The following is a 12,999-nucleotide window of genomic DNA, read 5'->3' as shown; positions in this document are numbered from 1 at the left end:
CGATATGAGACACCCGTTTCACGGCCGAAGCCTTCAGGATCGGCAGAGTACGACTGCTGTGAAGAAAGGTGATCACCATGGCCCTCGCACTGCTCAGGCGCTGGTTGCCCCAAGGCGGCCGCGCCACGGCGGCGGGCCTCTCGCTCCCCCTCCCGCTCGGCGCGGGCGGCCTCGGTCGTGAGATCGTCGACCCGATGGGTTCTCCCATGCCGGCCGCCGACGTGACGGTGACGGCCCTGGACTCCCACCGCGTCGCCGCCTCCGGTACGACCGACCCGTACGGCTTCTTCCTCGCGGCCCTGCCGCCCGGCCGCTACGGCCTCCTCGTCTCGGCCCAGGGACTCCAGCCGCACCAGGAGACGGTCGAGATCGTCGCGGGCATCGCCGAGCCCGCGGAACGCGTCTGGCTCCAGCCCGGCCGCGCCCAGGAACTCCCGCCGCCCGGCACCTGGCTCTTCGACCCGCCGCACACCGCGATCCGCTTCATCGCCAAGCATGTCGGCATGGCCCATGTGCACGGCCGGTTCGAGCGGTTCCAGGGCGGTATCCAGATCGCCCAGGAGATGACCGACTCCCGGGTCCACGTCCGCATCGACGCGTCCAGCATCACCACGGGCAACTCCACGCGGGACAACCACCTGCGCTCCGGTGACTTCCTCGACGTCGAGCGGTACCCGTACATCGACTTCGCCAGCACCCGGTTCGCCTACCGGGGCGGCAGCAAGTGGACGCTACAGGGTTCGCTGACGATGCACGGCGTGAGCCGCTCGGTGAACCTGGACACCACCTACCTGGGCACGGTCAACGGCGGCTACGCCGAGGAACTCCGCTGCGCCGCCCTGGCCACGGTCGAACTGCACCGCGAGGACTACACCTTGAACTGGCGAAGCATGCTGGCCCGGGGCATCGCCGTCGTAGGCCCCACCGTCCAGCTGGAGTTGGACATCCAGGCGATGTACCGCACCCACGACACCCCGACACCGCCGAAGTGACCCGGTACATGCGGTAGGGTTCACCTGCGCGTTCACCCGGCGGGACCGGGTGTGGCGCGAGCGGGACGTGGCGCAGCTTGGTAGCGCACTTGACTGGGGGTCAAGGGGTCGCAGGTTCAAATCCTGTCGTCCCGACTCTATGGAGTCGTTGGTCAGGGGCGGTTTCGGAGGAATCCGAAGCCGCCCCTTGGTCATTGTTGGGACCAGGTGGGGATCAGCCTGCTTCGACCAGTGTCAGCAGGTGGGGACAGTCGTTGCGAACTGCCTGAATGACGCCCTCCTGAAGTGTCGGTGGTGCTGACCGCGGCGGCGTCAGTCGTCGGCCGCGACGAGGAGGGTGAGTGTCGCTGCCGGACCGGCCGACCGCCCATCGGGCGACCAACTGGTCCGCGGCGGCGGCGATGGTACGCGCCAGTCTGGGCGCGGTCGTGCTGCCAGGCTCGGTCGCCTCGCGCACCCCCGGGCTGACCCTGCTCCCGGTGCCGGTACCGGGCACGTTCGAGACCCTGGTCCTGCACCGCCTCACTGCCCCCGGCCTGATCTCCGCGCCGGTGGCCGCCGTACTGACCCGCCTGGCCGAGGAACTGTCCCGGGCCGGGATGCTGGACCGCGAACCCGTGGTCAGAACGGTCCTGGTCAGACCACAGGGCTGCTCCCGCAGAGCGCGGAGCAGCTCGCGCTCCAGATCAATCCGAGGCGGCCCTTGACCGTTCCCCGGTGACCGGCCGGGGACCCGAGCCCCCCGCTACCCCAGCATCCACCCCTCCGCCCGCCGTGCCGTGGCGCGGATGTTCTTGCGTACGCCGGGCGGCAGGCGGCGCAGCACCTCGCGGACGCCGTGCCGGAGGCGGTGGTCGGCGGTGGTGCGGAGCAGGACGCGGCGGGTGGTGCCGATCCGGCCGGGTTCGCCGACGGCGAGCCGGAGTTGGCCGCCGGGGCCCGCCCAGGTGGGGGAGACCAGGCGCGGTGGCGTGCCGACGGCGACCGTGCCGAGGAGGATGCGCGCGCTGCCCGGGGCGGCTGCCAGCCGGGGGCGTCGGCCGACGCCCAACAGCTGTGCGCTGGCCCAGACTTGATAGGCACCGGGATTCATCGGGGCGTCACCGGTGAGGGTCAGCGGGTCGATGACCGTCTCGCCGGTGACCACGACCCGGTGGCGGTCTCCGCCGAGCGGTTCCAGGGTCGGCGTCAACTCGCCGTCGGGGTACCACCAGTGGTTGTCGGCGGTGTCGTGCACGATGAGTTCCCCGTACGCGTGCGAGAAGGGATCGGGAACCTCCCAGTTCTCCGCTCCCCTTATGCCGTCCAGGAGTTGGGGGTCGAGGAGCATCCGGCCGCCGCGCTCCACCACGGTCAGCGGCTCGCCGTCGGCCCGGACCATGCCGACGCGGGTCCGGATCACCAGCTTGTCGTTGCGCCAGCGCATGTCGTCGACGTCGACCTGCGCCCTGATCTGCTCGGTGCGGCGGGCGAGTTCGACCAGGGAGTCCAGCCGGTCCTGCACGAGCAGTTCGGCCCGCAGGCGGCTGATCGCCGGGAGGCCTTCGCTCACCCCTGGCGGATAGCTGGTCATCGCCATCCGGCGGACGGTGGTGAAGTACTCCTCTAAGTCCTTGCCGGTGCGCCGCAGTACGCGCGGTTCGCTCACCGGCCGCAGCAGCTCCACGCGGTACGAGCGGCGCAGCAGCCGGTCCTGGAGGTCGCCGGGAGGGGTGCCCTCCTTGATCGCCTCCACGACCTTGTCCAGGTGGCCGTAGTAGTCGTCGGCGGTGATCCGGCGGCTGCTGTTGTTGCCGCCGTCCTCGCGCCGATTCCACCGGTAGCAGGGGTAGTTGCCGAGTATCGACACCGTCTTGGCCCGTACGTAGGTGCGCGCCATGAACAGCTGGTCCTCCAGCCTGACGCGCCCTTCCGGGAAGCGGATCCCGTGTTCGCGCAGGAAGTCCCGGCGGAACATCTTGTGCGGCGTCAGGCTCTCGAAGAGCGGGGCGTCGGCGGCGGTGCACCGCTCGACCGTCCGCTTGAACACATTGCTGGGCCCCTGCATCGTCCCGTGCACCTTGCCCAGCACGATGTCCGACCCGTTGCGCTCCGCCATCGCGTACAGCCGCTCCAGCGCCTCGTACGACAACTCGTCGTCCTGGTCGACGAATTGGACGTACTTCCCCTGGGCCCGGTCCACCCCCACGTTCCGCGGCTTGCCCGGCCAGCCGGAGTTCTCCTGCCGGAACACCCGGACGTGCTCATGCGCCTCGGCCAGTCGTTCGAGTCGTTCGGCGGAGTCGTCCGTCGACCCGTCGTCGACGTACACGACCTCGTACGCGTCGGCCCCCAGGCTCTGGTTGACCAGTGACGGCGCACAACGGTCAATGTAGGAACCGGCGTTGTAGACGGGTACGACAACGCTTACCTTGATCAAAATATCCCCCCCGGGACAAGTGTCGTTGTCCTACGGGACACTTGTTGTTGGGGATTGGTTGTACGACTCTTGGTGTGCGCCTTACCGAATGTGCGAGGGGTCGGACGGGCGAGGTCGCCGCGTCACGCGGATTCCCTGATCACCAGCTCCGTCGGCAGGATGAGCGGCGTCGGCTCCTCGCCCGCCAGGATGCGCACGAGCATCCGGGTCATCTCGCTGCCGAGGGCCACGATGGGCTGGCGGATCGTCGTCAGGGCGGGGTGGGTGTGCCGGGCCGTGAGGATGTCGTTGAAGCCGACGACCGCGACGTCCCCGGGGACGGACCGGCCGCGCTCGCGCAGGACGTGCAGGGCGCCCGCCGCCATGGCGTCCGAGGCGACGAACACCGCGTCCAGGTCCGGGTGTTCGTCGAGGAGACGGGCGGTCGCCGTGGCCCCGCCCAGCTCGCTGAAGTCCGCGTGCGCCACCCGGTGGTCCGCCAGGCCGGCCAGCGCGACCGCCTCGCGGAAGCCCAGGTAGCGGGAGACACCGGCGTGCATGTCGAGCGGGCCGGTGACGGTGCCGATGGCCCGGCGGCCCGTCGCGATCAGGTACTCCACGGCCTCGCGGGCGCCACCCCGGTTGTCGGCGTCGACGTACCAGCGCGGAGGCCGTTCGAGCGAGCGGCCCCCGTGGACGACCGGGACGTTCCCCGCCTCGGCGACCTTCGCCAGCGGATCGTTCTCGCGCAGGGCCAGCAGCATGACGCCGTCCGCACCCCGGGACTGAAGGACGCGGGTCAGCCGGTCCCGGCCCCGCTCGCCCGCGGCCAGGATCAGCAGGAGTTCGAGGTCGGTCTCCTCCACGACCGCGTTCACACCGGTGATGACCTCAGCGAAGAAGAGGTTGGCGAACAGTGCCGGATCGTCGCTGGAGATCGCCAGCACCACCGCGCCGCGCCGCTGCGAGGCGAGCGAACGGGCGGCCACATTGGGCACGTAGCCCAGTTCCGCCACGGCACTCTCCACCGCCTGCCGCGCCTTCTGGCTGACGTGCCGACGGTTGTTGATCACACGCGAGACGGTTCCGACGGACACTCCGGCGCGCAGCGCCACCTCGTCGAGCGTCGGCGGCCGTGTGGTCATCGGGGGCGACTCCAGTTCGTACGGAGGGGCGGCGGGCGGTACCGGGGGCGGTCGGTAGCAGCACTGTAAGCGCTGACGGCCTCACAGGCCGCCGCGCCGGATGACCTCCGCGTACCAGCGGGCGCTGTCCTTCGGCGTACGGCGCTGGGTCGCGTAGTCGACGTGCACGATGCCGAAGCGGGGCCCGTAGCCGAAGGACCACTCGAAGTTGTCGAGGAACGACCAGACGAAGTAGCCCTTGAGCGGCACGCCGCGGTCGATCGCCCGTGCGCAGGAACGGAGATGGCCGTCCAGGTAGGCGATCCGGTCCGCGTCGTGCACACCGTCGGCCTCCACGATGTCGTCGAAGGCGGCCCCGTTCTCCGTGATGTACAGGGGTACGGCCGGATAGTCGGCCTTGAGCCGCAGGAGGAGGTCCAGGAGTCCCCGCTCGTCGATCTCCCAGCCCATCGCCGTCTTCGGCCGGCCGCCGTCGGCTACACGGGCCAACGGCGAGCCCACGTAGGCGGATGGGACCGGTGTCGCGCTGCCCGCGACCAGCATCGGCGCGTAGTAGTTGATGCCCAGGTGGTCCAGCGGAGCCCCGATCCGCTTCAGGTCGCCGTCACGGATGTGGCCGGTGTCGGTCACCTCACGGAGGTCGCCGAGCACGTCGTCGGGGTACGCCCCGCGCAGCAGCGGGTCGAGGAAGAGGCGGTTCTGCATGCCGTCGACACGGCGGGCCGCGTCCAGGTCGGCGGGCTCGGTGCCGAGCGGGGTGACATGGGTGAGGTTGAGCGTGATGCCGATGTGCGAGTCGCCGTTCCGTATCGCCTCCGTCGCCAACCCGTGGGCGAGTAGCAGATGGTGGGCGGCGCGTACGGCGGCGGCGGGTTCGTGGCGGCCGGGGGCGTGGCGGCCCGTGGCGTAGCCGAGGAAGGCCGAGCACCAGGGCTCGTTGAGGGTGGTCCAGTGGGCGATGCGGTCGCCCAGCGCCTCGTGCGCGAGGGCGGCGTACTCGGCGAACCGCTCGGCCGTGTCCCGCACCGGCCAGCCGCCGGCGTCCTCCAGCGGCTGGGGCAGGTCCCAGTGGTAGAGGGTGGGCCAGGGCTGGATGCCGTGGTCGAGGAGGGTGTCCGTGAGGCGGCGGTAGAAGTCGAGGCCGCGCTGGTTCGCCGGGCCGGAACCGGTGGGCTGGATCCGGGGCCAGGCGAGGGAGAACCGGTAGGCGCGCAGGCCGAGTTGGCCCATCAGTGCGATGTCCCCGGGGAAGCGGTGGTAGTGGTCGGCCGCGACGGCTCCGGTGTCACCGCCCCGGACTGCGCCCGGAGTTGTCGCGAAGGTGTCCCAGATGGAGGGCCCCCGGCCGTCCTCCGTGACCGCGCCCTCGATCTGATAGCTCGACGTGGCGGCGCCCCACAGGAAGCCGGGATCGAACGTGCTCACTGAGTTGAACCTCCGTCTTCGGCGAAACTGAGAGCGGTGACAATCGGAGTGCCCTCGTCCTCGACGTGCGTGTCGGTACTGAACTGGTATGGAACTGGGTTGACGCCACAGCTCGGCCGGTTCCTGTGCGATGCCTCCGAAAGAAACTGGAAGCGCTAACAGTCGCAGAGTAGGAGTGCGACGTTCAGTCTGTGAAGGGTCAGGACGCGGAAAGACTGTGGAGAAGGCTCCTGTGTGTGAAGTCTTGACAGCTTTGCCGCCTCCACCCACCATCTGGCACTGACGCCGCACCGAGCCGACCCTGTCACCGAGAAGGGCTCGGTATGTTCCGCAGGACCAGCTTCCGTAAGACCAGATTCCGCAGGACCAGATGGGCCGTGGTCTTTCTCGCGCCCGCCCTGACCGTCGCCACACTGGCCGCGACCCCCGTGCTTCCCGTGACGTCCGCGCACGCCGCCGACGCCCCCTACGAACGGGTGCTCAACGGCACGTTCGACAACGGCAAGACCTCCTGGTGGAGCAGCGGCAACACGCCCTCCACCGTCAGCCTGGGCCGCCTGTGCGCCGACGTCCCCGGCGGGACCGTCAACGTCTGGGACTCGATGATCGGCCAGAACGACATCCCGCTGGAGGCCGGCCAGCCCTACACGCTGCGCTTCACGGCCTCCGCCACCCGGGACGTGTCGATCCACGCCGTACTACAGCTGCCCGCCGCCCCGTTCACGACCACCCTCAACAAGACCGCCGCCGTCACCACCACACCCAAGACCTTCCAGTTCACCGGCAACTCCACCGCCGCCAACCTGCACGCCCAACTCTCCTTCCAACAGGGCGGCGCCGCCCAGCCGTTCACCCTCTGCCTCGACGACGTCTCCCTCACCGGCGGCGCGATACCACCCGGCGGCGGACGCGACTTCGGCTCCCCGGTGCGGACGAACCAGTACGGCTACGCGGTCCACGGTCCCAAGAAGGCGTCGATCGTCAACTCCTCGACGAAGCCCGTGCGTTGGCGTCTGCTCGACGCCTCGGGTGAGCTCGTGAAGTCGGGCCGCACCGACGTCCAGGGCACGGACGCCGCCTCCGGCGACCATGTGCACATCGCCGACTTCAGCTCGGTGCGCAAGGCCGGAACGGGATACACACTCGTGGTCGGCGACGCGACCAGCTACCCGTTCGCCATCGCGGACAACCCGTACACGTCCCTGCGCAAGGACGCACTCGGCTACTTCTACGACGTCCGCAGCGGCACGCCCATCGAGGCGCAGTACGCCGGTGACGCCTACGCCCGGCCCGCGGGACATGTCGGCGTGGCGCCCAACAAGGGCGACACCAACGTGCCCTGCCTGCCCGGCACTTGCGACTACTCCCTGGACGTCCAGGGCGGTTGGTACGACGCGGGCGACCAGGGCAAGTACGTCGTCAACGGGGCCCTTGCGGACTGGCAGTTGATGGATTCCTACGAGCGCTCGCGCGCCGAGGGCGACACCGCCGGGCTGCGCGACGGACTGCTGAGCATCCCCGAGAACCACAACGGCGTCCCGGACGTCCTCGACGAGTCCCGCTGGGAGACGGAGTTCCTGCTGAGCATGCAGGTCCCGGCGGGCGAACCGCTGGCCGGAATGGTCCACCACAAGGTCCACGACCTGGCCTGGACCGCCCTGCCCACCCGGCCCGACCAGGACTCCCAACCCCGTTACCTGCACGCCCCGTCCACGGCCGCGACCCTCAACCTGGCTGCCGCGGGCGCCCAGTGCGCCCGGGTCTGGGCCCGCTACGACGCCGCCTTCGCGCACACGTGCCTGACCGCCGCCGAGACCGCCTGGAAGGCCGCGCTCGCCCACCCCGACGTGTACGCCCCGAGCAGCGACAGCGTCGGCGGCGGAGCGTACGCCGACACCGACGTGAGCGACGAATTCTCCTGGGCCGCAACGGAGTTGTACGCCACCACGCACGACCGCGCCTACCTGTCCCGCATCGACACGGAGATCACCCCGGCCGGGTTCTCCTGGCGGGACACCGGCGCGCTGGCCGACCTCACCGTCGTCCGGCTGCCGAGCCGCTTCCCCGCCCGCATGGTCGCCGCCGCCCGCAAGCGGGTCCTCGCCGTCGCCGACGGGTTCGTACGGGATGAACGGTCACAGGGCTACCCGAACCCCAACCTGCCCACCGACGGCGCCTACGTCTGGGGCTCCAACAGCGTCACCGCGAACAACGCCATGGTCATCGCGACCGCCTACGACCTCACCCACCGGGACGGCTACCGCAGCGCCGTCCTGGAGTCGCTGGACTACCTCCTCGGCCGCAACGCCCTGAACCAGTCCTTCGTCACCGGCTACGGCACCCAGGCCAGCCACAACCAGCACAACCGCATCTGGGCCCACCAGATCGACGCCAACCTGCCGAGCCCGCCGCCCGGTTCACTGGCCGGCGGCCCCGACTCGGCCCTCCAGGACCCGGTCGCGCAACAGAACCTGGTCGGTTGCGCCCCCGCCACCTGCTACATCGACGACATCTACTCGTACTCGACCAACGAGATCGCCATCAACTGGAACTCCGCGCTCGCCTGGGTGGCGACCTTCGCCGCCGACTCCGCGCGCTGAACGCCGCGGCCTGAACGCACCAACCGCCGTGGCCCCGGCCGCGCTTGGACGAGCGCGGCCGGAGCCGAGCCGAGGGGCCCGCGGCAGCCCCGCCCCGAGAGATAGGGACGCGCCATGCGTTGGAAAGCCCTGCTCACAACCGACTCGCTGAAGACCGTTTCATTCAGAACTGCCCTGATCTGTCTGCTCGTTGCGCCGCTGTCGCTCGTGGCGACCGGTTCGGCGTCCGCCGCCAGCCCGGTCTCCCTGACGAGCGGCTTCTACTCCAACCCCGACTCCGGCCCGGCCGTCTGGGTCCGCAACAACCCTTCCGACTCCCGCGCCGCACGCATCCAGTCGGCCATCGCGTCCCAGCCGATCGCCCGCTGGTTCGCCAACGAGAGCGCGGGCATCGGACCGGCCGTGTCCGGCTACGTCGGCGCCGCCGACAGCCACGACAAACTGCCGGTCCTGGTCGCGTACAACATCCCGGGCCGGGACGCGTGCGGCGGCGAGTCCTCCGGCGGCGCGGGCAGCGTGGCCGCCTACCGCACCTGGATCTCCACCTTCGCGGCGGCCGTCGGCACCCACCCCGCCGTCGTCGTCATCGAGCCGGACGCGTTGTCGGACTTCAGCTGCCTGACCAGCGCCCAGATCAGCGACCGCCTCGCGATGCTCTCCTACGCCACCCAGATGTTCCAGCAGAAGGCGCCCAACACCTGGGCCTACCTCGACGCCGGACACACCAACTGGGTCGCCCCGGCGACCATGGCGAGCCGCCTGAGGTCAGCCGGCGTCGCCAACATCCGCGGCTTCTCCCTGAACGTCTCGAACTTCTACACCACCCCGTCCTCGGAGACCTACGGCAACTCGATCAACTCGGCGCTCGGCGGCGGCTCCCACTTCGTCGTCGACACCAGCCGCAACGGCAACGGCTCCAACGGCGAATGGTGCAACCCCGCCGGACGGAAACTCGGCGTCACCCCACGGGTGGGCGGTGCCGAGGACCTGCTGCTGTGGGTCAAGACACCGGGCAACTCCGACGGGCAGTGCGGCGTCGCACCGACCGTGCCCGCAGGGCAGTTCAGTCCCGATCTCGCCGTCAGGCTCATCGACGGCACGTGATCCCGGGGTGGGGCGCGGGCCCCTGACAGCCCGCGTCCCACATCGTCCCGCTCATCAACTCGGTGGTTCCAGGCGGACGTTGTCCGACGTCCCGTCGGGCCACGTGACGGAGGCGAGGGCGCTGCCGTCACCGTCGTAACAGACCTCCAGCCGTACGGCTTCGGCGGCGCCCGGACCCGCGACCACCCCGGAGAGACAGACCAACGCGGCGTACACCGTGCCCGGTTGGACCTCCGACGTGGTGGCGAGCCAGGGTGTCGCCGAGTGCGGCCCGAAGGCGTTGGCGTCGCGCGCGGTGGCGATGCCCGCCTCGTCGAAACCGCGCAGCCCGATCACCGTGCTGGACAGGCCGGTCGGGCGGCGTGCCCAGGCGGCCGGCTGTGACTCCAGGTGCATGCCCGGCGGTTCGACGTCGGCCAGGCAGTAGCCGCCGAGGCGCAGCCGCAGCGGTTCCTGGACCGGTCCATCGACGCGCGCGAGCCGCACCTCCAGCGGCCCGTTCAGCACGGACGCCGTCGTGATCCACGGACCCGTACGGAACCTGGGCGCGGGATCGTGGGCGTACGGGGCGGGCACCGGGCCGACCGGCCAGTGTGCTTGATGGCGGGAGACGGCCGTGCGTACACCCAGGTGCAGGCGGGTCAACGGGCGCCGGTGGGACGGCCGTTCCTCGGCGTCGAGCAGCGCGATGTGCGAGTCGACCGGGTCGTTCAGGCTCGACTCCGTGCTGTCGGGGGCGACGTGAGAGGCGTAGGCGAGGCGGCTGTAGACCGGATCGTCCGCCTCGGGGGCGGTGCCGTCACCGAAGGCGTGGTCGCTGCCGTGGTTGACGACGCGGACGACACCGTCCGCCGCCGTACCGGAGACGAGCCACCCCGGGGCGGTCAACGTCCGCCGCACGTCCCGGGTCACGATCGGCAGCGCCTCCTCCTTCTCCGCCCACACCGGGTGGTCCGCCGACAGCACCAGCCCGGCGAAGCCCTTGCTCGACCAGTACGGCGAGCCGGGCCCCGAGTACGGCTGCCGGATGGCCGTAAACTCCCCGTGCCAGCCCAGCGGTTGGAGCCCGCGCCCGTCGAAGCAGCCGGCCTCGGTGAAGTGCCGTAGGACTCCGCTCGCGAGGCGGCGGGTACGGCCCGCCGGCAGGGGAGTGGCGTCGAAGACGGCGCCCGCCCACAGCGGGCACAGCATCGCGTAGCGGTACGTCAGGGAGCGGCCCTGGTACAGCGGGGCGCCGTCCGCCCCCACCAGGTGCTGGGCGTCGTCCAAGTAGCGGCGCAGCCGGGCCCGGTAGCGGGGGAGCAGGGCGGGGTCCGCGTCGGCGCCGGAGATGCGGCAGTACCAGAGCGGGTAGTAGTGCATGGCCCAGCCCGAGTAGTAGTCGAAGTGGCGCAGCGGGCCGCCGGTGCCGCCCCCGTCGGCGTACCAGCCCTCGCCCGCGTACCAGGCCTCCGTGCGCGCGATCGCGTGGTCGATGTCGGGCGCGCTCCACGGGGCACCGACCGAGCGCAGGAACGCCGACGTGATCGCCCTGAACCAGACCCAGTTGTTGTCGGGGACCTCGCTGCCGAGCAGGTCCGTCATCCAGGCGACGATCCGCTGCCGTACGCCGTCGTCCAGCCGGTCCCAGATCCAGCGCCGGGTCTCGTGCAGCGCGATCGCCACCGACGCGCACTCCACCTTGGCCTGCCCGCACTCGCGCATGCTCGGCCAGTGGTCCGGCGAGTGCGGGTCCGTCCCGGCGGTCAGGCCCTCGGCGTACCAACTGGTGTGGTCGTGCGGGTCGTTGTCGCCGGAGTGGGCCAGGCGGAAGCCGGCGAGGAGGAAGGTGCGGGCGAAGCCTTCGAGGCCGTCGCTGTGCCGGCCGTTGCGGCTGGCGGGGCCCGGCAGATGGAGCAGGGCGTGCCGGTCGGTGGCGTACGGGCGGACGGCGGTCAGTTGGGCGTCGGCCAGCGCCTCCCAGTGCGTTCGCGTCCAGCCGGTGTGCGGGGAGAGGAGACGGTCCTCCGGTATCAACTGTCCACCTTTCCAGCGGTGTTGAGGCGGGCCGGGGGCGCCACCGACTGGCGTACGACGACGTGCGAGCCGAGCACCACACGGCGGCTCGGCGGGTCCATGGGACGGCGGTGCAGGGCGAGGCGGGTCGCGGAGCGGCCGAGCTCCTGCTGCGGGACGTGCACGGTGGTCAGCCGGGGGTAGAGGTCCTCGGCGAGCGGGATGTCGTCGAAGCCGACCACGGAGAGGTCGTCGGGGACCGAGCGGCCCAGGTCACGGGCGGCGGCGATGGTACCGGCCGCGCTCATGTCGCTCGCGCAGAAGATCGCCGTGGCATCGGTGTCGGTCAGCAGGCGGCAGGCCGCCTCGTAGCCGGACTCGCGGGTCATGTCGCTCTCGGCGACGAGCGCCGGGTCGGGCTTGACGCCGTGTGCGCGCAGCGCCCGTTCGTACCCTTCGAGGCGCTGGCCCGCCACGCTGAACTCGTGCGGGCCCGCCAGATGGGCCACCCGGGTGTGACCGGCGGACAGCAGATGACTGGTGGCGGCGAAGGCGCCGCTCTCCATGTCGCACTCCACCACGTCCACCGGCGCCTTCGCGCCGCCCTTCCACGGCCGGGCGCAGAGCACCAGACGGGCACCGGCCCGGTCCAACCCCTCGGCGGCGACCGTGAGTTGGGCGAGATGCTCCTCGGTCTCGGCCATGCCGCCGACCAGGATGACGGCCTCCGCACCCCGCTGACGCATCAGCTCGATCACCGACAACTCGCGTTCCGGGACACCCTGGGTGGAACAGACCAGGCAGACCCGGCCGTCGGCGACGGCCTGTTCCTCCACTCCGGAGGCGACGTTCATGAAGAACGGCGAGGTGATGTCGTTGACCACCATCGCCACCATCCCCGAAGCCGTGTTCAGGGAACGGGCGTTGGCGTTGACCACGTAGTCGAGGTCGTGCACGGCCTGCATGACCCGTTCGTGCGTCGCCGGGGGAGCGGTGTACGCCCCGCTGAGAATCCGCGAGACGGTCGCGACGGACACGCCCGCGCGCGATGCCACGTCACGGATCGTCGCCCGGCCTGCGGAACCCCGACCTTGAGCCATGCTCTGCTTCTCCTCGCCCCGGTGAACAGCCGATGTAAGTAACACCGATGAAAAAGTTACACAACTGGCGAGGGTTTCTCTACGGCCCGGGTGCAGGTACCTGTTGGAACTTGTCCAGGATCGCCGAACCTCTTGACGGCTGTGAGACCTGCCCTTAACGTCCCGGTTACTGTAAACGGTTCAGTGAACGTTACATGCCGCTCGGTAGCCGTCGGCATCCCACTGCACCCCACTGCATCC

The 12,999-nt window shown here is 70.5% G+C and carries 9 protein-coding genes and 1 tRNA gene; 5 read left to right on the top strand and 5 right to left on the bottom strand.

Annotated elements, in window-relative coordinates:
- Nucleotides 1-77: 77 nt before the first annotated feature.
- From OG194_RS05250 to OG194_RS05240, 3 genes are all read left to right on the top strand, one after another.
- A complete protein-coding gene (locus OG194_RS05250) occupies nt 78-992 on the top strand; it encodes a YceI family protein (protein WP_327399657.1) in 915 nt (304 codons plus the stop codon).
- Between the two features lie 61 nt (nt 993-1,053).
- Nucleotides 1,054-1,127, top strand: a tRNA-Pro gene (locus OG194_RS05245).
- A gap of 206 nt (nt 1,128-1,333) precedes the next feature.
- Nucleotides 1,334-1,699, top strand: a complete 366-nt coding sequence (locus OG194_RS05240) for a hypothetical protein (RefSeq protein ID WP_327399656.1) — start codon at nt 1,334-1,336, stop codon at nt 1,697-1,699.
- A gap of 38 nt (nt 1,700-1,737) precedes the next feature.
- Here OG194_RS05240 and OG194_RS05235 read toward each other — a convergent pair whose 3' ends face one another.
- The 3 genes from OG194_RS05235 to OG194_RS05225 form a co-directional block, all read right to left on the bottom strand.
- Entirely contained in the window at nt 1,738-3,411 is a 1,674-nt protein-coding gene (locus tag OG194_RS05235; RefSeq protein ID WP_327399655.1) for a glycosyltransferase, read from the bottom strand.
- Between the two features lie 122 nt (nt 3,412-3,533).
- Nucleotides 3,534-4,535 (bottom strand): LacI family DNA-binding transcriptional regulator, encoded by a 1,002-nt coding sequence (locus tag OG194_RS05230; RefSeq protein WP_327399654.1) that lies wholly within the window; start codon nt 4,533-4,535, stop codon nt 3,534-3,536.
- An 81-nt stretch (nt 4,536-4,616) separates the two neighbouring features.
- Nucleotides 4,617-5,960, bottom strand: a complete 1,344-nt coding sequence (locus tag OG194_RS05225; RefSeq protein ID WP_327399653.1) for a GH1 family beta-glucosidase — start codon at nt 5,958-5,960, stop codon at nt 4,617-4,619.
- A 323-nt stretch (nt 5,961-6,283) separates the two neighbouring features.
- Here OG194_RS05225 and OG194_RS05220 point away from each other — a divergent pair, with 323 nt between their 5' ends.
- Both OG194_RS05220 and OG194_RS05215 read left to right on the top strand, forming a co-directional pair.
- On the top strand, nt 6,284-8,560 hold the full coding sequence (locus OG194_RS05220) for a glycoside hydrolase family 9 protein (protein ID WP_327399652.1): 2,277 nt from the start codon (nt 6,284-6,286) through the stop codon (nt 8,558-8,560).
- A 114-nt stretch (nt 8,561-8,674) separates the two neighbouring features.
- Nucleotides 8,675-9,664, top strand: a complete 990-nt coding sequence (locus OG194_RS05215) for a glycoside hydrolase family 6 protein (RefSeq protein WP_327399651.1) — start codon at nt 8,675-8,677, stop codon at nt 9,662-9,664.
- A gap of 54 nt (nt 9,665-9,718) precedes the next feature.
- On the opposite strand, the gene OG194_RS05210 is transcribed toward OG194_RS05215, so the two are convergent.
- Together OG194_RS05210 and OG194_RS05205 are read right to left on the bottom strand one after the other, a co-directional pair.
- Nucleotides 9,719-11,680: a DUF2264 domain-containing protein gene (locus tag OG194_RS05210; protein WP_327399650.1), complete on the bottom strand. Its 1,962-nt coding sequence runs from the start codon at nt 11,678-11,680 to the stop codon at nt 9,719-9,721.
- Entirely contained in the window at nt 11,677-12,759 is a 1,083-nt protein-coding gene (locus tag OG194_RS05205; protein ID WP_327399649.1) for a LacI family DNA-binding transcriptional regulator, read from the bottom strand. Before OG194_RS05205 ends, OG194_RS05210 begins: the two co-directional genes overlap by 4 nt.
- Between the last annotated feature and the right edge of the window lie 240 nt (nt 12,760-12,999).

This window comes from Streptomyces sp. NBC_01288 (genome assembly GCF_035982055.1).
Classification (GTDB): Bacteria; Actinomycetota; Actinomycetes; order Streptomycetales; family Streptomycetaceae; genus Streptomyces.
The sequence above is the reverse complement of the archived record's forward strand: the minus strand, read 5'-3'. Positions and strand labels throughout refer to the sequence as shown.